Source organism: Actinomycetospora chiangmaiensis DSM 45062, assembly GCF_000379625.1.
GTDB lineage: Bacteria > Actinomycetota > Actinomycetes > Mycobacteriales > Pseudonocardiaceae > Actinomycetospora > Actinomycetospora chiangmaiensis.
On record NZ_KB903218.1, the window covers coordinates 537,713 to 558,115 of the forward strand.

Here is a 20,403-nt window from a genome sequence, read left to right on the forward strand (position 1 = left end):
TACGGAGGCGCGGGTCATGCCGCAGCAGGGCACCACCGAGCAACGCAGCCTCGCCCACTGGGCCGAGGAGGGGCGGGCCGGCATGGAGGCGTTCTACGCCCTCGCCGCCGAGGACTACCGCCAGATGGTGGCCGCCCGGGACTGGGCCACGGACCTGCGCGGCCACGCCCACGGCGACGCGGTGAGCGTGCTCGACGTCGCCTGCGGCAGCGGCAAGTTCCCGGCCGAGCTGCAGCGCCGGGGGCTCGCGGACGCCGTCGGGAACCTCCGGGTCGAGGTCGACCTCCTCGACCCGTCGGCCTTCTCGATCGCCGAGGCCCGCTCCGTGCTCGAGGCACCGTTCGTCCCGCGTGGCGAGCACGAGTGCCGCATCCAGGATCTGCCCGACGACGTCGGCGGGTTCGACGTCGCCTGGGCCACCCACGCGCTCTACGTCGTCCCGCCCACCGAGATCGGGGCCGGGATCGCCCGGATGGTCGCCGCGCAGCGTCCCGGTGGCTTCGGTGCGGTCGTCCACGCCGCCGCGGACTCCCACTACCTGCGCTTCGCCGCGGCGTTCCAGGCGACCTTCGCCCCGGACACGGTCCCCTTCACCAGCGCCGAGCAGGTCCGGGAGGCCCTCGTCGCCGCGGGCGTGACGCCCGCGGTCACCACGATCCGCTACGACGTCGGGCACCCCGACCGGCGCGTGATCGAGGGCTTCCTGCAGCGCTGTGCGTTCGACGACTCGGTCCCGCTGGAACGGATGGAGACCGAGGGTGCGGTGGGGGAGTACCTCGCCGCCGAGCACGGCGCCGACGGCTACCGCTTCACGCAGGTCGTCGACGTCATCACCTGGGAGAGACCGACATGAACCCGCACCTCAGCGAAGCCACCGCGGCCGGTGCCCCCGACGACGTCGCCCCCGCCTGGGACCGCGACAACGAGCAGTGGTGGGACTGGTACATGTCCCTTGCCGCCAACGAGCAGCCGGCCGCCCTCGTCGACGTCCCCGCCCCCGACCCCGGCCCGCTGCCCGACGACGCCACGGTGATCGCCGAGCTCGCCGAACCGTACGACCTGCCCCTCGGCGCGGCCGGCGCCTTCGCGGCCGACGGCTTCGTGGTGCTGCCGCGCGTCGTGACCCCCGGCGCGGCCGAGGCACTGCGCAGGCGGCTGACCGACCTGCTCGCGACCACGACGGGTTCCGCGCTGCGCGCCCGCGAGATGATGTGGCTCGAGGACCCGCTGGTGCGCGCCGCGGTCCTCTCGCCGCGGATCGCCGGGATCTGCGCGGCGCTGCTCGGGCACGACACGCTGCGGCTCTACCACGACAGCGCGCTCTGCAAGGAGCCCGGCGCCGGCCGCACCCCGTGGCACTACGACGCCCACCACTTCCCGCTCGACTCCCACGACGTGATCTCGACGTGGATGCCGCTGCAGCCGGTGCCCGCCGCGATGGGCCCGCTGTCCTTCGCCCGCGGCATGGACACCTGGCGGCTGCTGGCGGACGTGCCGTTCGACAAGGTCGGGACCTCGTACGACCTGCAGGTCTCGGAGTCGCTGCGGGAGGCCGGCGTCGTCGTGCACGACGAGCCGTTCGCCCTCGGCGACGTCAGCTTCCACTCGACGCTGTGCTTCCACACCGCCGGCGCGAACCGGACCACCCGCCCCCGCATGGTCCTGGGCGCGACCTACTACGCGGACGGTGCCCGCCTGATCGACCGACCCACGATGGTGAGCGGGGACTGGCGACTCTTCGTCCCCGACACCGAGCCGGGCGAGCCCGCCGCGAGCGCGCACAACCCGATCGTCACTCCCGCCCGCTGACCCCTTCCCGACGACGGGTCGGGCTGGTTGTGTTGCAGTGCACACCGAATTCAGCAGGGAGGGTCCGATGACGTACCGCCTGACCGCCTCTTACCACCACCCCGCCGACAAGGACAAGTTCGTCGCGCACTACCGCGACACCCACGCGCCGCTGGCCGCGAAGCTGCCCGACCTCCGGTCGTTCACGTGGGGTGTCTGCGAGACCCCCGACGGCTCGCAGCCGGCGCACGCGCTGATCGCGGTGCTGGACTGGGACTCGAAGGAGGCCGCGCAGGCCGCCCTCGGCTCCGAGCCCGGAGAGGCGGCCGTGGCCGACCTGGAGAACTTCGCCCAGGCCGGGGTCGACATGGAGTTCCAGGAGATCACGACGACGGTGTGACGTCGGGCCGTGGTGGCCGCCGCTCGTGCGGTCGCCACGGCTCGCCGTGTCGGACCCGGCGGGCTCCGCGCCGCGAGGCTCAGCGGTCGAGCATGGCCTCCTCGTAGTCGAGTTCGCGGAGCAGCTCACGCATGGCGGACTCGTCGAGACGCCCCATGTCGCGGAAACGGACGAAGGTCCGGCGCTCGGCGTCGAGCATGGCGCGGCGCAGCCGGACGAACGCCACCGAGGGCGATTCGCCGATCTCCTCGGCGGGGCGGCCGAGCCGTTCCCAGGCGCCGTTGGAACGTTGCTCGGCCCAGGAGCGGAGCTGGTCGGTGACGTGCCCGGGGGTGCGGTCGCCGTCGATGCCGGTCAACTCCTCGAGGCGGGCCAGCGCCTGCTCGGCGGCCGCCTGTTTCGCGGCGGCCTCCTTGAGCGTGTCGGCCTGGGCGCCGGTGTCGTAGACGTTGAGCCGCCGGATCACCCACGGCAGCGAGAGGCCCTGGAGCAGCAGCGTCCCGACGGTCACCACGAACGCCAGGAACAGCACGATGTCCCGGCCGGGCATCCGCGGGTCGATCGTGAACGCCGCGGCGAGCGTGACCACCCCGCGCATCCCCGCCCACGACAGCACCACCGGGACCTTCCAGGGCAGCGCCGGTCCCCGGGCCCGGACCTTGGGCAGCAGCCGCGGGAGGTAGATCGTCGGGAACATCCAGACGAAGCGGGCGAGGATCGTCGCGCCGAGCACGGCGACGGACGACCACGCGACGAGGGCGAACGTGAGCTGCAGGTCCGCCACGACGACCGCCAGCTGCAGCCCGATCAGCGCGAAGACCAGGGCCTCGAGCAGGCGGTCGAGCGCCTTCCAGACGGCCTGGTCCTGGATGCGGGTCGCGAACCCGCCCTCGTTGGACTTGTGCCCGAGGTAGAGCCCCGCGATCACGACGGCGAGCACCCCCGAGCAGTGCAGGTCCTCGGCGAGCAGGTAGATCGCGAACGGCACGACGAGGCCGACCGCGCTCTCCAGGGACGAGTCCCCGAGCCGCAGCCGCAGGCGGTGGATCACCCAGCCGGCGGCCGCTCCGAGCGCGATGCCGCCCGCTGCGGCCAGCACGAACTCGCCGATGCCCTCCCACGGCGACGCGCCCGTCCCGAGGGCCACCGCGAGCAGCACCCGGAACAGGGTCAGCGCCGTCGCGTCGTTGAGGAGGCTCTCGCCCTCGAGGACGGTCATCATGCGGCGGTTCAGCCCGAGGCGGCGCCCGATCGAGGCCGCGGCGACGGCGTCCGGCGGTGCGACCACGGCGCCCAGCACCAGTGCGCTCGCGAGCGGGAGCCCGGGTACGACCCACCACGCGACGAGACCCACGGCCGCCGTCGTGAAGATGACGAGACCGAACGCGAGCTGGCCGATGCGGTTGAGGTTCTCCCGGATGCGCAGGGCCGAGGACTCGAGCGCGGCGGAGTAGAGCAGCGGCGGGAGGACGAGGAACAGGACGAGGTCGGGGTCCAGCGGCACGTTGGGGATGCCGGGGACGAAGGACAGCACGAGGCCGACCAGCACGAGCAGCAACGGGGAGGAGACGCGGAACCGGTCGGCGAGGGCGGTGACCGCGAGCGAGACGACGAGGACGATCAGCAGGGCGAGCCCGTTCACGGGGCGGTCCTCCCTCGACGGTGGACGCTCACCGCGTAGCCGCCCCCGGTGTACGGCTCGTGGCCGTCCCAGTCGGCGGTGCGCGTGAGCAGCTGGAGGCCGGCGCCGACGGCGGCCGTGTCGTAGGCGTGCAGGTCGGGGAACGGCACGCCGTCGGGGAGCATGAAGGGGACGTGCTCGTCGTCGAGCCCGAACCCCAGCACGAGGAGCCCGCCCGGGCGCAGGTGCGCGGCCAGCCGGGCGATCACCCGCGCGTGCGTGCCGGGGGTGAGCAGCGGCCAGAGGTTGCCGGCCCCCACCACGAGGTCGACGCGGCGGCCGAGGTCGAGCGTCGCGAGGTCACGGAGGTGCCAGCGCAGTCCCGGGGCGGCGCGGCGGGCCTCGTCGAGCATCGAGACGTCGAGGTCGACGCCGTCCACGCGGTGGCCGAGTTCCGCGAGGTGGACGGCGACGCGGCCGGTCCCGCACCCGGCGTCGAGCACGTCGGACGGCGTCCCGTCGAGCAGCGCGTGGACCCGCCGGGCCTCACCGTGCAGATCGGCGCCCGCCGCGGCCATCGTCGCGAAACGCTCCGCGTAGCCGGGTCCGGCGGTCCCTCCGGTGACGGTGAGCCAGGGGTTGTCGGGCACCGGCGCATGTTAGTGCCGGGGCGAGCGCAGCGACGGGGATCTAGTGCCGGGGCGAGCGCAGCGACGGGGATCTAGTGCCGGGGCGGGCGCGGCGACGGCGGATCGGACCGGTCGCGGCGGTACACCCGGTGATCCGGTGGGTCGACGGGGTTGTCGGGCGTCGCCCGCGCGTGCCCGACGAACCGGAACCCGGCCTTCTCGAGCACCCGGTGGGAGGCGCGGTTGCCGACCGCGACCGGGACGAGCAGGCACCCGGCGTCGGGATGCGCGGCGAAGGTGTCGGTGGCGAGCGCGGCGACCAGCACGCTGCCGAGGCCGTGCCCGATGTCGGCGGGGTCGCCGACGAGGTAGTCGATCGTCATGGCGTCGGTCGGGACGTCGATCTGCCCCGCGTACTCCGTCAGCTCGTCCGGGTAGGCGTGCCAGAACGAGCGCTGGCAGAGGCCCAGGGGGCGTCCGTCGAGGTCGGCGACGAGGTCCTCGGCCGGTTCCTCACCGCGCAGGGTCGGTCCGAAGTCCCGCTCGACCGCCTCGGGGCGCGGGTCGTGCGCCCACCACCGCGCCACGTGGGGCTCGGCGAGCCAGCGCCCGATCAGCGGGAAGTCGTCGGCCGTCACGGGCCGGAAGGTCACGCCCACGGCGGACAGCCAACGCTTCCCGACGACGGGTCGCACCCGATTTCGCGGGCGGGGACCCGTGCGACGATGCGGCGACGCCCGCGCTCGGTCCGACGATCACGGTCCGACGCCCGGGAGGTGATCGGGGAACGGCCGGACCGGGGCCGACGTGGAGCAGTCCACATGCGCATGCGTGCATGTATGGTGCGCGGTATGGGGCACGACCACGGGCACGGACATGGCCACGGTCATGGCCACGGAGCCGCGACGGACGGCCGTCGGCTGACCGTGGCCCTGGTCATCACCGCTCTCGTCCTCGTGTCCGGAGCGGTCGGGGCGTGGGTCACCGGGTCGCTGTCGCTGCTCGCCGACCTCGGGCACCAGGTCACCGACGTGGCGGCGCTGGTCACGGCCGTCGTCGCCGCCCGCCTGGCGCAGCGCCCGCCGAGCGCACGCCGGACCTTCGGGCTCGGGCGCAGCGAGGTGCTGGGCGCCGCGGTCAACGCGTTGGCCCTGCTCGCCGTGACGGTGTGGGTCGCCGTCGAGGCGGTGGAGCGCCTGCTCGCGGCCGCGCCCCCGGAGGTGCCGGGGTTCGCGCTGCTGGTCTTCGGTGCGGTCGGCCTCGTCGGGAACCTCGTCTCGCTCGCCGTGCTCTCCGGGGGGAGCGGCTCGCTCAACGTGCGGGGTGCGGCGCTGCACGTGCTCGGCGACGCGCTCGGCTCGGTCGCGGTGATGGTGGCGGCCGGCGTGCTGCTGCTGACCGGTTGGCCGTACGCGGACGTCGTGGCCTCGCTGGTGATCGTCGCGATCCTCGTGCCGAGGACGGTCGCGCTGCTCTCCACCACCGCCCACGTCCTGCTCGAGGGCGCGCCCCCCGGGATCGACGTCGACGACGTGCGCGCCGCCCTGCTGGCCGTGCCCGGGGTCCGCGCGGTGCACGATCTGCACGTGTGGGTCATCTCCGACCGCACCCCGGCCGCGTCGGCGCACCTCGTGGTCGACGACGGCACCACGTCGCACTGCGAGGGCCGGGCCGCGGACTCGAGCGTGCTCGACCGGGCCGCCGCGGCCCTGCGCGACGAGTTCGGGCTCGATCACTCCACGTTGCAGATCGAGACGCCCGAGCACGCCGACCACGAGGAGCACTGTGCTCCGCCGCCCGTCCGGGCTGCCGTTAACGACCCTGTGACACCGCGGCAAAGCTGACCTCATCGCGCTCACCCAGGCTTCACGGCGCGCCACCCGATCGGGTCGGCCGAGGCGAAGGGGTGCGCTGATGTCGCAGGACGTGGAGGCGCCGGCGGCGGCGCCACCGGCCAAGGCCAACGAGACGCTCGAGGACTACACCCTCCGGTTCGCCCCGCGCAGTTACCGGAAGTGGTCCACGGCCGTCGTCGCCACCTCCGCGCTGGGCGGGATCGCGTATCTCGCGGACTTCGCCATCGGCGCCAACATCGGCATCTCCTACGGCACGGTGAACGCGCTGTGGGGGATCGGCGTGTTCGCCGTCGTGATCTTCCTGTCCGGGTTCCCGCTGGCCTACTACGCCGCGCGCTACAACCTCGATCTGGACCTCATCACCCGGGGCAGCGGCTTCGGCTACTACGGCTCCGTCGTCACGAACATCATCTTCGCGACGTTCACGTTCATCTTCTTCGCCCTCGAGGGCTCGATCATGGCGCAGGGCCTGGAACTCGGGCTCGGTCTGCCGTTGTGGGCGGGCTACGCGCTCTCGACGATGATCATCTTCCCGCTGGTCGTCTACGGGATGAGCCTGCTCTCGAAACTGCAGCTCTGGACGACGCCGCTGTGGCTCGTCCTCATGGTCGCGCCGTTCGTCTACCTGCTGCTGAGCCACCCGGACTCGGTGCAGACGTTCTTCGCCTACCAGGGCGAGGAGGGCAAGGGCACGCCGTCGCTCGGCGCCGTCATGCTCGCCGCCGGCGTCTGCCTCTCGCTGATCGCGCAGATCGCCGAGCAGATCGACTACCTGCGGTTCATGCCGCCGAAGACGCCCGAGAACTCACGGCGCTGGTGGACCGCCGTCGTCCTCGCGGGCCCGGGCTGGGTGATCTTCGGGGCGGCCAAGCAGGTCGTCGGCCTGTTCCTCGCGGTGTACCTGCTCGCGAACGTGGCGGGGGCCGCGGAGTTCGCGAACGAGCCGGTCCGCCAGTTCGTCGCGATCTACAACGACATCCTGCCCGGCTGGCTGGCGCTCACCCTCGCGGTGATCCTCGTCGTCATCAGTCAGATCAAGATCAACGTGACGAACGCGTACTCCGGGTCGCTCGCGTGGACCAACTCGTTCACCCGCGTCACGAAGTACTACCCGGGCCGGCTCGTGTTCCTCGGCGTGAACCTCGTGATCGCGCTGATCCTCATGGAAGCGAACATGTTCGACTTCCTGAACACGATCCTCGGGTTCTACGCGAACTGCGGCATGTCGTGGGTGGTCGTCGTCGCCACCGACATCGCGATCAACAAGTACGTGCTCGGGCTCTCGCCGAAGCAGCCGGAGTTCCGCCGCGGCATGATCCCGAACGTCAACCCCGTCGGGTTCGGTTCCATGATCGTCTCGGCCGGTGTCTCGATCCTCGCGTTCTTCGGCGTCCTCGGATCGACGCTCGCGTCGTACTCGCCGCTGGTCGCGATCGGGCTCGCCTTCGTGCTGCCGCCGGTCCTCGCGATGGCCACGCGGGGCCGGTACTACCTGCGCCGTCCCGACGACGGGATCGACTCGCCGATGCTCGACGGGCACGGCAACCCGTCGGCGGAGACCCTGCACTGCCAGGTCTGCGACCAGGACTTCGAGCGGCCCGACATGACCGCCTCGGGCACCGGCAGCGGTCACGTCTGCTCGCTGTGCCTGTCCACCGACCGCAGCGGTACCCACGTGCTGCCGGCCTCCCCGTAGTCTCGCCGCCAGCCGACCCGGAGGAGCCTCGAGGTGCTGCTGTCGCCCCACGAACAGGAGAAACTGCTGCTGCACGTGGCGGCGAACCTCGCGAGGGAACGGCGGGGCCGTGGGCTCCGGCTGAACCATCCCGAGGCCGTCGCCCTGCTCAGCTCCTGGATTCTGGAGGGGGCCCGTGACGGTCGGTCGGTCGCCGAGCTCATGGCGGACGGCCAGCACGTGCTGACCCGCGACGACGTCATGGAGGGCGTGCCCGAGATGGTGCCCAGCGTCGCGGTCGAGGCGACGTTCCCGGACGGGACGAAGCTCGTCACCGTGCACGAGCCGATCCAGTGAGCGGCACCGATCAGGGCCCCGGCGCGATCCTCCCCGGCGACGGCGACATCCTCGCCGGCGAGGGCGCCCGCACCGCCACGGTGACGGTGACCAACACCGGCGACCGGCCGATCCAGGTCGGCTCGCACATGCACTTCGCGTCGACCAACCCGGCGCTCTCCTTCGACCGCGACGCCGCCACCGGTATGCGCCTCGCGATCCAGGCGGGCACCTCGGTGCGGTTCGAGCCCGGCGTCGAGAAGGACGTCGACCTCGTCGCGCTGGGCGGACGCGGGTCGTTCCCCGGCGGGCGGCTGGACGTGCCGGACCCGGCCGGCACGAACTCCTCGTCGGGAAGCACGGGCAGCGGTTGGAGCGTGGGCCGCGACCGGTACGCGGCGCTCTTCGGCCCGACGACGGGCGACCGCGTCCGGCTGGCCGACACCGACCTGACGATCCGCGTCGAGGAGGACCGTTCACGCGGTCCGCGCGGCGGCGACGAGGCGGTGTTCGGCGGCGGGAAGGTCATCCGCGAGTCGATGGGCCAGTCGCGCGCCACGCGGGCCGAGGGTGCGGCCGACCTGATCATCACCGGCGCGCTGGTGCTGGACCACTGGGGCGTCGTGAAGGCCGACGTCGGCGTGCGCGACGGCCGGATCGTCGGGCTCGGCAAGGCCGGGAACCCGGACACGATGGACGGGGTCGACCCGGCGCTGGTCATCGGCCCGTCGACGGAGATCCTCGCCGGGAACGGGCTCATCCTGACGGCGGGTGCGGTCGACTGCCACGTCCACCTCATCAGCCCGCAGCAGATCCCCGAGGCGCTCGGGTCCGGGGTCACGACGTGGATCGCCGGGGGCACCGGTCCCGCGGAAGGTACGAAGGCGACGACCGTGACGCCGGGCGCCTGGTGGCTCGCGCGGATGTTCACCGCACTCGACGCGGTGCCGCTGAACGTGTCGCTACTCGGCAAGGGCAACACGGTGGGCCTCGAGGCGATGCGCGAGCAGGTCGCCGCGGGCGCGTCCGGGTTCAAGGTCCACGAGGACTGGGGCGCCACGCCCGCCGCGATCGACGCCGCGCTGCGGGTGGCCGACGAGACCGGGGTGCAGGTCGCCCTGCACACCGACACGCTCAACGAGGCCGGCTACGTCGACTCGACCCTCGCCGCAATCGCCGGCCGGTCGATCCACGCGTACCACACCGAGGGGGCCGGGGGCGGGCACGCGCCGGACATCATCACCGTCGCGGGGCAGCCGCACGTGCTCCCGTCGTCGACCAACCCGACGCGCCCGCACACGGTGAACACCGTCGACGAGCACCTCGACATGCTCATGGTCTGCCACCACCTCTCGCCGTCGATCCCCGAGGACCTGGCGTTCGCCGAGTCGCGCATCCGGGCGTCGACGATCGCCGCGGAGGACCTGCTCCACGACCTCGGTGCCATCTCGATGATCGGCTCCGACTCGCAGGCGATGGGCCGGGTCGGCGAGGTCGTCCTGCGGACCTGGCAGACCGCGCACGCCGCCCGACGACGGGTGACCGGCCAGTCCGGTGTCTCGGCCTCGGGCGACGACAACGACCGGGCGCGGCGCTACGTCGCGAAGTACACGATCTGCCCCGCGGTGGCGCACGGGCTGGACGGGGAGGTCGGGTCGGTCGAGGTCGGGAAGCTCGCCGACCTCGTGCTCTGGGACCCGGCGTTCTTCGGCGTCCGCCCGCAGGTCGTCGTCAAGGGCGGCATGATCGCCTGGGGCCGCATGGGCGACGCCAACGCCTCGATCCCGACCCCGCAGCCCGAGCTGTCCCGCCCGATGTTCGGGTCCTACGGCCGCGCCCCGGCGGCGTCGTCGGTCTTCTTCACCGCGCCGGGCGTGACCCCGCCCGACGTCGACGTGGCGCGCCGGTTCGTGCCCGTGACGTCGACGCGGGCGGTGGCCAAGGCCGACATGCCGCAGAACGACGCGACGCCCGACATCCGCGTCGACCCGGAGACGTTCACGGTGACGATCGACGGGTCCGTGGTCGACCCCGATCCGGTGCGCGAACTCCCGATGGCGCAGCGGTACTTCCTGTTCTAGGTGGCCTTCGGCCCTGTGAGTACTTTTCCGTGCTGGGACACGGATTACTGCTCACAGGGCCGGAGGCCACATGGCGGTCACGCACTCGATCACGGACAGCCCGCTCGGTCCGCTGACCCTGCGGGCGGACGACGGCGTGCTCTCCGGGCTGTACATGACCGAGCACCGGCACGGGCCGGCCATCGAGGCCCTGGGGAAGCGGGTCGAGGACGCGGTACCGGCCGCCCGCGAGGAGCTCACCGCCTACTTCGCGGGTGAGCTGCAGGAGTTCACGGTCGACGTCGTGCTGCGGGGCACGGAGTTCCAGTCCCGGGTGTGGGCCGGTCTGCGCACGATCCCGTTCGGTGCGACGTGGACCTACGGCGAGCTCGCGGCCGCGATCGGGTCCCCGACGGCCGTCCGCGCCGTCGGGCTCGCCAACGGGAAGAACCCGGTGAGCATCGTCGTGCCGTGCCACCGGGTGATCGGGGCGAACGGCTCCCTCACCGGCTACGGCGGTGGGATGGAACGCAAGCGCGCACTGCTCGACCTCGAGGGCCGCGGAGTCCCGACGCTGTTCGGCTGACAGCACGGCCGTAACAGAGCCCGTCTACGGTGTCCGGGTGCCCGCACCGGAGCTCTGGCTGCTCGCCGACTCCCGCCTGCCGACGGGCGGGCACGCGCACTCCGGCGGCATCGAGTCGGCGGTCCGGCGTGGCCTGGTCCGCGCGCCGGACGACGTCGCGGCCTGGCTCTCCGGCAGGGTCCCGACGGCGGGTCTGGTCACGGCCGCGGCGGCGGCCGCGGCCTGTGCCCTCCTCGATTCGCGAGGGGACGATCCGAGCGCTCTTGTGGCGCGAGAGTTCCCCTCGCGCGGGGACGGGACGACGACGGGGCCGGACTGGGAACCGTGGGACGCGGCGATTTCGGCGCGTACGCCCGTCGCAGCGCTCCGGGAGGTCTCGCGGCAACAGGGCCGGGCCATGCTGCGCACGGTGCGCGCCGCCTGGCCCCACGCGGCGGTCACCGGGCTCGGCACTCGACCGCACCAGGCGCTGGTCCTCGGCGTGGCCACCGCCGCCGCCGGGGGTACGCCCACGGACGCCGCGGGTCTGGCGGTCCACCACCTCGTCGGGCAGGTCTGCTCCGCGGCGGTCCGGCTCCTCGGACTCGACCCGCTGGCCCTCGCCGGGGTCCACGCCCGCGCCCTAACCGCGCACGGACCCGTCGTCGGGAAGGCCGCCGACGCCGGGACGACGGCGGCCGGGGCCGCCGAAGCCGACCTGCTGCCCACCGCGACGACGCCGTTGCCGGAGGTGCTCGCCGTCCTGCACGCCCGATCCGAGGGAGCCCTCTTTGCTTCATAGACTCGACGAGCTCGACCTGTCCGGTGGCGCGCACGACCACCCCAAGCCCGGTCGGGCGGTGCGGATCGGCATCGGCGGGCCGGTCGGCTGCGGCAAGACCGCGCTGGTCGCGGCGCTGTGCCGGGTGCTGCGCGACGAGCTCTCGGTAGCCGTCGTCACCAACGACATCTACACCACCGAGGACGCCGACTTCCTCCGGCGCGAGGCCGTCCTCGACGCCGAGCGCATCGTCGCGGTGCGCACCGGGTGCTGTCCGCACACCGCGATCCGCGACGACGTGACGGCGAACCTCGACGCCGTGGAGGACCTCGTCGAGCGCTTCGACCCGGACCTGGTGCTCGTCGAGTCGGGCGGCGACAACCTCACCGCCACCTTCAGCTACGGCCTGATCGACCGGCAGATCTTCGTGATCGACACCGCCGGTGGCGACGACGTGCCGCGCAAGGGCGGTCCCGGGGTGGCGGGCGCCGACCTCCTGGTGATCAACAAGGTCGATCTCGGACCCCTCGTCGGCGCGGACACCGACCGCATGGCGGCCGACGCGGCCCGTGTCCGGGACGGCAAGCCGACCGCCCTGGTGAGCGTGCGGACCGCACCGATCCCCGAGATCGTGGACTGGGTGCGGGCGCAGGTCCGGGTCACCGCGTGACGGGAGCCGTCCTCGCGGCGGCGCGGGTGTCCCTCGTGGACGGGCGGTTGACCTGGACCTCCGCGCCCCCCGTGGTGCTGCGGCGGACCGGACCGAGCCGGGTGCACGTCGTCGCGGTCGGCGGCGGGCCGCTGGGCGGCGACCGGCTGCGCCTGGAGATCGACCTCGGGCCGGGGGAGCACCTCGCCGTGCACTCCGCGGCCGCGACGGTGGTCCAACCGGGTCGGGAGCCGGGCACGGAGGCGTCGTTCGACGTGGAGGCTCGGCTGGCGGAGCAGGCGGACCTGGTATGGGTGCCGGAGCCGACCGTGGTGTGCGACGGCGCCGTGTGGGCGCCCTCGGTCCGGATCGACGCGGCGGCGAGGGCGACGGCGCGGGTGGTGGAGCAGGTCGTGCTGGGACGGGCCGGGCAGCGCGGGGGACGGTGTTCCTCGTCGGTGCACGCGTCGGTCGAGGGGAGGTGCCTGCTCGCGGCGACGACCGTCCTCGACGGCACGGACCCGGCCCTCACCGGCATCGGCGGGACCGGGGGAGCCCGGTCGGCCGGCACCGTGGTCCGTGTCGGCGCGGGGGACGAGGGTGAGGACGGGGGCACGGACGACGACGTGTTCTGGGCGCGGAGTCCGCTCGAGGGGCCGGGTTCGATCCTGTCGGCTGTCGGGACGGTCCGCGGAGTGGCGCGGGTGCTCGCGGCAGAGACGGTGCCGCGCGTGGCGGTGTCGGCCGGCTAGGGCACCGCATGGCGTGTGTGGTGCACAGGGATCCGGTGCACCAGACATGCCACTCGCGGACCTGGCGTCGTGGATGTGGCGCCTGACCGGGGCGACCGGTCGTCGCGAGAGTGACGTCGCGCAGACCGTGAACGCCCGAAGCCTGCCTGACATCACTCTCGCGCGGCAGGAACTCCGCCCGGCCGTCAGTTCTCGCGGTGCTCCGCGCCGTAGCTGTCGCCCGACCCGTCGGTGACGGGCTCGAACCACCCCGCGACCGGGGCCTTGGACGACCGGCTTCGCGTGGCGCTCGCCTCCTGCGGCTCGACCGGCGTCCCACCCACGGCCTCCTCGGGCACCTCCGGGATGGGCGCCGAAGGCGTGAACAGATCCGACCCGCGGGCGGGTGCCGGGGCGGGGCGCGGCGTGCGCATGGTCCCGGCCAGACCGGGGTGGCTCGCCGGGGCGCCCGACGACGGGTCGGCGGGCTCCTCGGCGTCAACCGGGGACGGCGCCGGGCGCGGGGTGGGGCGGGCCGCCGGCGGCGGGCCGGACGGAGACCCCGCCGACGACGGAGCCGCGGAGGACGGCTGCGGCGACGACGGAGCGGAGGACGGCTGCGGCGACGACGGAGCGGAGGACGGCTGCGGCGACGACGGAGCGGAGGACGGCTGCGCCGACGGGTGCACGGCGGGCTGAGGCGCGGAGGCCGGGCCGGTCTGGCTCGTGCCGTGGTCGGCCGGGGGCGTCCCGGGGTCGGCGTCGGCGGTGGTCGGGGTGCCGCCCACCGCGGCCTCGTCCACGTCGACCGCGGCGGCCTCTGCCACCCCGTGGGCCGTGCGCGCGGCGTCCGGGGTGGGCGTCAGAGCGGTGTCGCCCTCGTCCGGGGCGTCCGACGCGTCGGCGCCGGTCGGGGTGCCGCCGACCGCGGCCTCGTCGACGCCGGCCGGACCGGGGTCGGGCCGGGCGGGGACGGGCTGCGCCGCGACGGACTGCGCGGGGACGGCCGGAGGGGCCACGTCCGCGGGCGAGACGGGTGCCTCGGCGTCGTCGGGGTCGGCGCCGGTGGGCGTCCCGCCCACGGCGGCCTCGTCGACCCCGGCCGGGCCGGGATCGGGCTGGTCGGCCTCGACGGTGCCCGCGTCCCGCTCACCGGGCGTCGGCGCCTCGTCGGCATCCGGGGTACGGACGACGGGCACGGCCTCGGTCGGCAGGTCGGCGGTGTGCTCCGGGACAGCGAACGGGCCCGACCCGGCCGCGGCCGCGCCGAACCCGACGGCCGCCGCACCCCCCGCCGCGCCCGCGGCGAGCCCGGCCGTCTGCGGGGAGAGCCGGACCCCGGCCTGGGCGACCACCTGCTGGCCGTGCTCGTCGAGCAGCGCGTGCCGCCCGGTGGGCGCGTCGTCGGCGAACGGCTCGGGGGCGAAGCCCGGGGGAGGGGTGGGCACCGCGCGCGTCGGCGCGTCGGACCCCGCCACCGCGGCCTCCGAGGGCAGCCGTCGGAACAGCGCGGTGAGGATCAGCACCCACGACACGACGGTGAGGGCCGCCACCACGAGGGCGATCACCGTCGCCACCGTGACGGCCGTCTGCGGGCTCCCACCGCCCTGCACGATCGACGACGGGATCACGTTGACCAGGGCGCCGGCGATGATGGCGACGAGCTGGAGCGCCAGGCCCCAGAAGGCCGGGGTGGCCACGTCGGGCTGCACCTTGCGCCGCTGGACGGCCAGGACCAGGCCCACGACGACGGCGACGCCCGCCGGCAGGAAGGCGAACGCGAACCGCAGACCGGACTCGACCATGCGCCGAATTTAACGAATGGGTACGACAGCCACCGACGTGTGGTCCCGCCCGGTCCGGGACGATGGCCCCATGGCACCGATCCCGACGGCCGCGGAGGCGCTCGCCGACGTCGACTCGCTGGGCGGCTTCTTCGTCCTCGCCACGGGTCCGGTCGAGGGCGCCGACCCGTCCTGGCGGCCGCTACCGGAGTTCTCGGGCACGGTTCTCGACGAGCGGATCGATGCCATCGCCCGCCAGCTCGGCGCCACGCGCCGCGTCGCCGGCTCGCTCCTGGGGCTCTCGGTGTCGGCGCGGATCACGGGCCTCGTGCTGGGGGCGGCGGCCCTGCACGGTCTGGTGCCCCGCCTGCACGACCGGGTCCACTGGCGGCCCTGGTCCGGGGGACCGGCGCCGCTGTGGGTCGAGCGCCCCGAGGCGTTGCCCCACGACGACCTGGGGGCCACCGCCACCGCCGAGATCGCCCGCACCCTGGAGCCCGTCCTCGGCGCGATCGGCCGCCAGGCGAGCGTCTCCGGGACGGTCCTGCGCGGCAACGTCGCCTCGTCGGTCGGCGGCGCGCTGCGGATGATCCTCACCGACCGCCCGGGGACCGCCGCCCGCGCGGCCGACGTCGCCCGGTCCGTCGTCGGGAACCCGCCGTTCGCGGGGCTGGGGGAGTTCGTGCCCGAGCCGCGGCACCCGACCGGGATCGGGTTCCGGCGCCGGACGTGCTGCCTCTTCTACCAGGTGCCCGGCGGCGGGACCTGCGGCGACTGCGTGCTCGCGACCGTCGACTCAGGGTAGGGGCGGCCAGGCGAGCAGCAGGTTCGCCGCGAGGATCAGCGAGATCACGCCGATCAGCGCGAAGAGTGCGACGACGGCGCCGGCCGGCACGCCGGTGAGGTGCTCGACCTGGTCGGGGTCCGAGGTCGGGGCGCCCCGACGCTGCAGGCGGGAGCGCTTCTGCGCCATCTCCAGCACCGTCCTGAGGCCGCCGACGATGAGGAACCACGTCACGAAGCAGGCGAAGGCGTACTGCGTGGTCACCGACCCGTAGGCGATGACGAGCGCGACGACGGCGCCGGTCAGCACCACGGAGACGACGCCGAAGACGTTGCGGATCAGCACGAGCGTGCCGAGCAGCACCATGATCGCCAGCCCGAGCATCGTCGGGACCGCCCCGCCTGCCACCAGCGCGGCCGCGCCCAGCCCCAGCAGGGGCGGCGTGGGGTAGCCGGCGAAGGCCGTGAACGCCATGCCGGGTCCGGTCGGGCGCCCCTTGGACAGGGTCACGCCGGAGGTGTCGGAGTGCAGCCGGATGCGGGTCATCGTCCGGCCGGTGGCGATCGCGACGAGCGCGTGCCCGCCCTCGTGGGCGATCGTGACGACGTTGCGCGCCACCCGCCACGTCGTGTCGAAGGCGATCACGAGCAGCGCGACGAGACCGGCGCAGACGACCAGGGCGACCTGGGTCTGGTCGGCGGTGAGGTCACCGAGTGGTTCGAGCACAGTGCCCCTGACCGTAGCGTGGGACCCTGTGACGACCGAGCTGCGGATGCGCACCCCCGCCGGCCGGTGGGTGCTGGCCACGACGGTGCTCGGGTCGGGCCTCGCGATGCTCGACTCGACCGTGGTCAACGTCGCGCTCGAACGCATCGGGTCGGACTTCGGCGCCGCGTTCGCCGACCTGCAGTGGACCATCAACGCCTACACGCTCACGCTGGCGGGCTTCATCCTGCTCGGCGGCTCCCTGGGGGACCGGTTCGGCCGCCGCCGCGTCTTCCTCGTCGGGGTGGTCTGGTTCGCGCTCGCGTCCGCGCTGTGCGGGCTGGCGCCGTCGGTCGAGGTGCTCATCGCGGCCCGCGCGCTGCAGGGCGTCGGCGGGGCCCTCCTGACGCCGGGCTCGCTCGCGCTGATCTCGGCGTCCTTCCACGGGGAGGACCGGGCCGCGGCGATCGGGGCCTGGTCGGGCCTCGCCGGGGTGGCGGGGGCGGTCGGCCCGTTCGTGGGCGGCTGGCTCGTGGAGTGGAACTGGCGGGCGGTGTTCCTGGTGAACCTGCCGGTCGCCGCAATAGTGGTGGCGTCCGCGCTCCGGCACGTCCCGGAGTCGCGGGATCCGTCGGCGGCGCCGCACCTCGACCTCCCCGGCACGGTGCTCGCGCTGCTCGGGCTCGGCGCGGTGACGTGGTCGCTGACCGAGGCCGGTGCCGCGGGCCCGTCCCCGGCGGTCCTGACGACGGGCGCGGCCGGGGTGGTCGCGCTGGTCGCCTTCGTCCTGGTGGAACGCCGGTCGCGCTCGCCGCTGGTGCCGCCGGACCTGTTCGCGAACCCGCGGTTCAGCGCGCTCAACGGCGTGACGCTGCTGATGTACGCCGCGCTCGGGGTGCTGTTCGTGCTCCTGGTGCTCCAGCTGCAGGTCGTCGCCGGGTTCTCGCCCCTGCGCGCGGGGCTCTCCACGCTGCCCATCACGCTGGTGATGCTGCTGCTCTCGGCGCGCGCCGGACGGCTGGCGACGCGGATCGGTCCCCGGCTCCCGATGACGGTCGGGCTCGTGGTGGCCGCGTCCGGGATGCTGCTGCTCCTGCGGGTCGGCCCCGGCGCGTCGTACTGGACCGATGTCCTGCCGGCCGTCCTGCTGTTCGCCCTCGGGCTCTCGGCGACGGTCGCCCCGCTCACCGCGACCGTGCTCGACGCCGCGGACGACCGGCACGCGGGCGTCGCCTCCGGGGTGAACAACGCCGTCGCCCGCGCGGCCGGTCTGCTCGCCGTCGCCGTCATCCCGGCCGCGGCGGGCATCGCCGGGGCGGACTACACGAACCCGGTGGCGTTCTCGGCGGGCTACCACCGGGCCGTCGTCATCGCGGCGTGCCTGCTGCTGGGCGCGGCCGTGCTCACGGCGCTGCTGCTGCGCCCGTCGGCCCGGTTCGAGGTCCACGAGTGCTCCCACTGCGGCGTCACCGAACCCGCTCCGGACGCCCGGTGACGTGTCAAGCGCGGGCAAGCGGGGGAAGTTCGTCTACGTGACCGATCCCGGAGACACCCCGCCCACCGTCTTCGTCTTGTTCGGCGCGAGCGGCGACCTCGCGGCGCGTCTCGTGCTGCCGGCGTTCTTCCGGCTCGCGCAGGAGAAGCTCCTGCCCTCGGAGTGGCAGCTGATCGGCAGCGGCCGGCGGAAGCTCTCCGACGACGACTTCCGGGCCCACGTGCACGAGAAGCTCGACGAGTTCGGGCCGAAGCCCGAGGACGGGCCGTGGGAGGAGTTCGCGGCGCGGCTGCACTTCGCCGGCGACGGCTTCACCGTCGACGACCCGGGCGAGCTGGTGGACAAGGTCGCGCAGGCCGAGCAGGAGCTGGGCGGCGGCGACCCGTCGACGGTCCAGCGGGTCCACTACCTCGGGCTGCCGCCCACCACCTTCGAGGACTACACGAACGCCCTCGCCGCGCACGACCTCGTCGAGCGCAGCCGTGTGGTCTACGAGAAGCCGTTCGGCACCTCGCTGGAGTCCTTCCGGTCCCTCGACCAGGCCGTCCACCGGGTCTACGACGAGTCGGTCATCTACCGGATCGACCACTTCCTCGGGAAGGAGGCGACGCAGCAGCTGCGCGCGCTGCGCTTCGCCAACGGCCTGTTCGGCTCGAGCTGGGACCGCCACCACGTCGCCTCGGTGCAGATCGACGTGCCGGAGACGCTCGACGTCGCCGACCGCGCCGAGTTCTACGACCAGACCGGCGCCGTCCTCGACATGCTCGTCACGCACCTGTTCCAGGTCGCGGCCGAGATCGCGATGGAGCCGCCGAAGACCCTGGCCGCCGACGACATCGCGCAGGCCCGGGCCGACGCGGTCAAGGCGTTCCGCCCGCTGACCACCGACGACATCGTCCGCGGGCAGTTCGAGGGCTACCGCGACATCGACGAGGTCGCCGACGACTCCGACACCGAGACCTTCGTCGCGGCCCGGATGTTCGTCGACACCGACCGGTGGCGCGACGTGCCGTTCCTCATGCGCACCGGCAAGAAGATGGCCGAGAGCCACCAGAAGGTGTCGCTGATCATGCGCGACCCGCAGGGCGGCCCGTACTGCGCGCCGAACGAGTCGGGCGCCCCGGAGTGCGCCGACATCCCGCCGCGCGGCAACGTCATCCGGTTCGACCTCTCCGGCGACGGCGAGCTCGGGCTCTCGATGAACATCGAGCTGCCCGGCAGCCAGTCGCAGCTCACCACGCAGTGGACGACGATCCCGCTGCACGACGTGCACGGCGGTGACCCGCTGCCGCCCTACGTCCGCCTGATCCACGACATCCTGCTCGGCGACCGGACGCTCTTCACCCGCCCCGACGGGCTCGAGGAGGTCTGGGAGGCGGCGGGAGCGGCGCTCGACGGGTCGGCGCCGATCCGGCCCTACGCGCCGGGTTCCTGGGGCCCGCAGGAGGCGCTGCGCCTCGCCGAGCCGGTGGGGTGGACGCTAGGCGACCAGTGACGGCGCCCGGTCGGGGTGGACCCAGCTGGTGACCGGCAGGTCCTCGCCCGGCGGCGGCCAGAGCGGCGAGTCCTCGGGGTGGTCGTCGTCGACGATGCGGTGGGCGAGGGCCGTCGCCTCCTCCCGCAGCGGCGTCGGCACCGACTGGGGGTCGACGGCGATGCTCGTCAACCCGTTGGTGACGACGTTGACCGCGGCGTCGCAGAGTTCGGCGTGGCGGCCGGTCCGGCGACGGGTCAGCACGATCGTGCGGGCGGCCAGCAACAGGCTGGTGACGGCCTGCCCGTGACGGGTTCCGGTGCGCATCTCGCACCTCCAGACGGTTCGCGGGGAGCACCCCGAGGGTGCCCGCCACGCTCCGACCTGTCCCGGTGACGCCGATCGCGCGGCGGCCGTCACACCGCCAGGGCCGGCCACAGGGTGGCGACGACGTCCTCGGCCAGCCGCCCGCGGTCGTGCTCGTCGCGCAGGAACGCGGCGTAGTAGGCGCCGAAGCACAGGGTGGCCACGGTGTGCCGGTCGACGTCGGCCCGGACGGCCCCACGGTCCTGCAACTCGGCCAGGGTGTTCTCCACGAGCCGGACCCGGGGCTCGACGGCGTGGGACTTCACGTGGGCGAGCAGCTCCGGGGTGCGCAGCGTCTCGCCCATGAAGTTGCCCATGAGGACCATCGCGTCCGGGTTGAAGTAGCAGGGGTCGACCCGGCGCACGGCCTCGGTGAGCGCCGCACGCGGCGGCATCGTCGCCAGCGGCGCGGTGGGGTAGCTGGCCTGCTGGCGGCGGAAGCCCCAGTCGAGGGCGTCGATCGTGAGGTCGAGCTTGTTCGCCCAGCGCCGGTAGATGGTGGGCCGGGAGACCCCCGCATCGCTCGCGATCTCGCCCAGGGACATGGCGGAGTACCCGTCGAGGACCAGTCGCCGGCGGGTGGCCTCGATGATCGACTCGTCGAGCGCGGGGTCCCGGGGGCGGCCGCCCCGCGAGGCGGTCTCCTCGCCCCCCGCCGTCCCGACGGGCGCGGTGTCGGTCATGCGCCCAGTGTCCCGCACCGG

General features: G+C 73.9%; 21 protein-coding genes. 14 read left to right on the forward strand and 7 right to left on the reverse strand.

The window, feature by feature from the left end; translation table 11 throughout:
• Positions 1-16: 16 nt before the first annotated feature.
• The 3 genes from A3CO_RS0107220 (at position 17) to A3CO_RS0107230 (ending at position 2,188) form a co-directional block, all read left to right on the forward strand.
• Positions 17-853 carry a class I SAM-dependent methyltransferase gene (locus tag A3CO_RS0107220; protein ID WP_018331574.1) on the forward strand — a complete coding sequence of 279 codons (837 nt, stop codon included), beginning with the start codon at positions 17-19 and terminating at the stop codon, positions 851-853.
• Complete coding sequence (locus tag A3CO_RS0107225) at positions 850-1,809, forward strand: phytanoyl-CoA dioxygenase family protein (protein WP_018331575.1); 960 nt, start codon at positions 850-852, stop codon at positions 1,807-1,809. The genes A3CO_RS0107220 and A3CO_RS0107225 overlap by 4 nt, the downstream gene beginning before the upstream one ends.
• Positions 1,810-1,876: 67 nt before the next feature.
• Positions 1,877-2,188 carry an EthD family reductase gene (locus tag A3CO_RS0107230; RefSeq protein ID WP_018331576.1) on the forward strand — a complete coding sequence of 104 codons (312 nt, stop codon included), beginning with the start codon at positions 1,877-1,879 and terminating at the stop codon, positions 2,186-2,188.
• A 79-nt stretch (positions 2,189-2,267) separates the two neighbouring features.
• On the opposite strand, the gene A3CO_RS0107235 is transcribed toward A3CO_RS0107230, so the two are convergent.
• The 3 genes from A3CO_RS0107235 to A3CO_RS0107245 form a co-directional block, all read right to left on the reverse strand.
• On the reverse strand, positions 2,268-3,830 hold the full coding sequence (locus A3CO_RS0107235) for a Na+/H+ antiporter (RefSeq protein ID WP_018331577.1): 1,563 nt from the start codon (positions 3,828-3,830) through the stop codon (positions 2,268-2,270).
• Positions 3,827-4,459, reverse strand: coding sequence for a class I SAM-dependent methyltransferase (locus A3CO_RS0107240; RefSeq protein WP_018331578.1), 633 nt, complete (start codon positions 4,457-4,459; stop codon positions 3,827-3,829). Before A3CO_RS0107240 ends, A3CO_RS0107235 begins: the two co-directional genes overlap by 4 nt.
• 71 nt (positions 4,460-4,530) lie before the next feature.
• Entirely contained in the window at positions 4,531-5,133 is a 603-nt protein-coding gene (locus A3CO_RS0107245) for a GNAT family N-acetyltransferase (RefSeq protein ID WP_018331579.1), read from the reverse strand.
• A gap of 156 nt (positions 5,134-5,289) precedes the next feature.
• Between A3CO_RS0107245 and A3CO_RS30620 the strand changes: the two genes are divergently transcribed.
• The 8 genes from A3CO_RS30620 (at position 5,290) to A3CO_RS30625 (ending at position 13,112) form a co-directional block, all read left to right on the forward strand.
• Entirely contained in the window at positions 5,290-6,282 is a 993-nt protein-coding gene (locus A3CO_RS30620; RefSeq protein WP_051085859.1) for a cation diffusion facilitator family transporter, read from the forward strand.
• 70 nt (positions 6,283-6,352) lie between these two features.
• Positions 6,353-7,990 (forward strand): purine-cytosine permease family protein, encoded by a 1,638-nt coding sequence (locus A3CO_RS0107255; RefSeq protein WP_018331581.1) that lies wholly within the window; start codon positions 6,353-6,355, stop codon positions 7,988-7,990.
• A gap of 33 nt (positions 7,991-8,023) precedes the next feature.
• On the forward strand, positions 8,024-8,326 hold the full coding sequence (locus A3CO_RS0107260; protein WP_018331582.1) for an urease subunit gamma: 303 nt from the start codon (positions 8,024-8,026) through the stop codon (positions 8,324-8,326).
• The gene (locus tag A3CO_RS0107265) at positions 8,323-10,386 is read left to right on the forward strand and encodes an urease subunit alpha (RefSeq protein ID WP_018331583.1); all 2,064 of its coding nucleotides are present in this window, start codon (positions 8,323-8,325) and stop codon (positions 10,384-10,386) included. Before A3CO_RS0107260 ends, A3CO_RS0107265 begins: the two co-directional genes overlap by 4 nt.
• Positions 10,387-10,456: 70 nt before the next feature.
• Positions 10,457-10,951, forward strand: a complete 495-nt coding sequence (locus tag A3CO_RS0107270; RefSeq protein ID WP_018331584.1) for a methylated-DNA--[protein]-cysteine S-methyltransferase — start codon at positions 10,457-10,459, stop codon at positions 10,949-10,951.
• 37 nt (positions 10,952-10,988) lie between these two features.
• The gene (locus A3CO_RS0107275; protein WP_018331585.1) at positions 10,989-11,732 is read left to right on the forward strand and encodes an urease accessory protein UreF; all 744 of its coding nucleotides are present in this window, start codon (positions 10,989-10,991) and stop codon (positions 11,730-11,732) included.
• 16 nt (positions 11,733-11,748) lie between these two features.
• On the forward strand, positions 11,749-12,381 hold the full coding sequence (gene ureG / locus A3CO_RS0107280; protein ID WP_026204364.1) for an urease accessory protein UreG: 633 nt from the start codon (positions 11,749-11,751) through the stop codon (positions 12,379-12,381).
• Positions 12,378-13,112: an urease accessory protein UreD gene (locus A3CO_RS30625; RefSeq protein WP_018331587.1), complete on the forward strand. Its 735-nt coding sequence runs from the start codon at positions 12,378-12,380 to the stop codon at positions 13,110-13,112. Before ureG ends, A3CO_RS30625 begins: the two co-directional genes overlap by 4 nt.
• Positions 13,113-13,297: 185 nt before the next feature.
• Here the strand turns inward: A3CO_RS30625 and A3CO_RS0107290 are convergent, their stop codons facing one another.
• On the reverse strand, positions 13,298-14,896 hold the full coding sequence (locus A3CO_RS0107290) for a hypothetical protein (RefSeq protein WP_026204365.1): 1,599 nt from the start codon (positions 14,894-14,896) through the stop codon (positions 13,298-13,300).
• A gap of 70 nt (positions 14,897-14,966) precedes the next feature.
• Between A3CO_RS0107290 and A3CO_RS30630 the strand changes: the two genes are divergently transcribed.
• A complete protein-coding gene (locus A3CO_RS30630; RefSeq protein ID WP_018331588.1) occupies positions 14,967-15,680 on the forward strand; it encodes a (2Fe-2S)-binding protein in 714 nt (237 codons plus the stop codon).
• Here A3CO_RS30630 and A3CO_RS0107300 read toward each other — a convergent pair.
• Positions 15,672-16,385 (reverse strand): M50 family metallopeptidase, encoded by a 714-nt coding sequence (locus A3CO_RS0107300; RefSeq protein ID WP_018331589.1) that lies wholly within the window; start codon positions 16,383-16,385, stop codon positions 15,672-15,674. The genes A3CO_RS30630 and A3CO_RS0107300 overlap by 9 nt on opposite strands.
• 46 nt (positions 16,386-16,431) lie before the next feature.
• Here A3CO_RS0107300 and A3CO_RS0107305 point away from each other — a divergent pair, with 46 nt between their 5' ends.
• A complete protein-coding gene (locus tag A3CO_RS0107305; protein ID WP_033413956.1) occupies positions 16,432-17,859 on the forward strand; it encodes an MFS transporter in 1,428 nt (475 codons plus the stop codon).
• Positions 17,860-17,896: 37 nt separating this feature from the next.
• Positions 17,897-19,354 carry a glucose-6-phosphate dehydrogenase gene (locus A3CO_RS0107310; protein ID WP_018331591.1) on the forward strand — a complete coding sequence of 486 codons (1,458 nt, stop codon included), beginning with the start codon at positions 17,897-17,899 and terminating at the stop codon, positions 19,352-19,354.
• On the opposite strand, the gene A3CO_RS0107315 is transcribed toward A3CO_RS0107310, so the two are convergent.
• A complete protein-coding gene (locus tag A3CO_RS0107315) occupies positions 19,340-19,660 on the reverse strand; it encodes a hypothetical protein (RefSeq protein WP_018331592.1) in 321 nt (106 codons plus the stop codon). The genes A3CO_RS0107310 and A3CO_RS0107315 overlap by 15 nt on opposite strands.
• An 89-nt stretch (positions 19,661-19,749) precedes the next feature.
• A complete protein-coding gene (locus A3CO_RS0107320) occupies positions 19,750-20,382 on the reverse strand; it encodes a TetR/AcrR family transcriptional regulator (RefSeq protein WP_018331593.1) in 633 nt (210 codons plus the stop codon).
• Between the last annotated feature and the right edge of the window lie 21 nt (positions 20,383-20,403).

Coding starts and splice junctions, on each gene's coding strand:
- A3CO_RS30630 (WP_018331588.1), top strand. CDS start 14,967: ATGGCACCGATCCCGACGGCCGCGGAGGCGCTCGCCGACGTCGACTCG.
- A3CO_RS0107270 (WP_018331584.1), top strand. CDS start 10,457: ATGGCGGTCACGCACTCGATCACGGACAGCCCGCTCGGTCCGCTGACC.
- A3CO_RS0107220 (WP_018331574.1), top strand. CDS start 17: ATGCCGCAGCAGGGCACCACCGAGCAACGCAGCCTCGCCCACTGGGCC.
- A3CO_RS0107230 (WP_018331576.1), top strand. CDS start 1,877: ATGACGTACCGCCTGACCGCCTCTTACCACCACCCCGCCGACAAGGAC.
- A3CO_RS30620 (WP_051085859.1), top strand. CDS start 5,290: ATGGGGCACGACCACGGGCACGGACATGGCCACGGTCATGGCCACGGA.
- A3CO_RS0107305 (WP_033413956.1), top strand. CDS start 16,432: ATGCGCACCCCCGCCGGCCGGTGGGTGCTGGCCACGACGGTGCTCGGG.
- A3CO_RS0107320 (WP_018331593.1), bottom strand. CDS start 20,382: ATGACCGACACCGCGCCCGTCGGGACGGCGGGGGGCGAGGAGACCGCC.
- A3CO_RS0107290 (WP_026204365.1), bottom strand. CDS start 14,896: ATGGTCGAGTCCGGTCTGCGGTTCGCGTTCGCCTTCCTGCCGGCGGGC.
- A3CO_RS0107225 (WP_018331575.1), top strand. CDS start 850: ATGAACCCGCACCTCAGCGAAGCCACCGCGGCCGGTGCCCCCGACGAC.
- A3CO_RS0107315 (WP_018331592.1), bottom strand. CDS start 19,660: ATGCGCACCGGAACCCGTCACGGGCAGGCCGTCACCAGCCTGTTGCTG.
- A3CO_RS0107255 (WP_018331581.1), top strand. CDS start 6,353: ATGTCGCAGGACGTGGAGGCGCCGGCGGCGGCGCCACCGGCCAAGGCC.